This is a genomic window from Bacillus sp. T17B1, assembly GCF_026796395.1.
GTDB classification, from domain to species: Bacteria; Bacillota; Bacilli; order Bacillales; family Bacillaceae; genus Bacillus; species Bacillus spizizenii_A.
This window is the reverse complement of the sequence record NZ_JALAYA010000002.1, coordinates 1-837: the sequence shown is the minus strand read 5'-3', so window position 1 is coordinate 837 and position 837 is coordinate 1. Positions and strand designations below refer to the sequence as shown.

At 41.6% G+C, this 837-nt stretch carries 1 pseudogene; it reads right to left on the bottom strand.

Going from position 1 to position 837, the window contains the following annotated elements:
- Positions 1-837 (bottom strand): annotated as a pseudogene (locus tag MOF34_RS01210) (IS3 family transposase); the annotation flags it as partial.

Genomic DNA, 837 nt, shown 5'->3' with positions numbered 1-837 from the left:
TGACAGTGCGTTCTACGATGGTGGTCGTGGTTCGATCAATGCTGTTAAGATAGAACGTTTCAGACTTTAGTGAGGAATGAAACGATTCGATGGAGGCATTATCAGCGGGCGTCCCTTTGCGGGACATGCTCATGGTAATGCCTTTTGTGTTAACAGCTTTTTGATACTCGTAGGATGTATACACAGAACCTTGGTCACTATGTAACATGCAGTTCTCAGGCAGTGTTGGTAGCTGATTAAGTGTGTCTAAGACAAAGTCTGTGTCCTGCTTATCGCCAATCGTAAAAGCAATCACTTCTCCATTGTATACATCTAATATACTGGAAAGGTACAATTGTTTCTGTCCATAAGGCAAATATGTGATGTCCGTTACTAGTTTTTCAAGAGGGCGATCAGACTGAAAGTTCCGATCCAATATATTATCGACCACGGCATATGGCTGCCCATTCTTCTTGCGCTTTTTCACCTTAACCTGGCACTGCCATTGATTTTTCTGCATAATACGTTGAACAGTTTTATGGTTAATACGCATTCTCTTTTTTAATATGGCTGTGATTTTTCGATATCCATATCGATACTTGTGCTCTCGGCACAACGTGCCGATTTGTTTTTCCAAATGGCGCTTGGGATGATCTTTCGTCAGATTCTTCTTCCAACGATAATAAGACGCTCGAGAAATACCTAAATGAACACAGATATCCTGCACGGTCATTGTGCTGTGCAATACTTCTACAAGTTCGACTGACGTTTCGCTATCAACTTCCTTTCCAATTCGTTGTACTTTTTTAAAACTTCCGTCTGGGGTCTCAAATAATGATTCTCTGCCTGCGGTTTCTC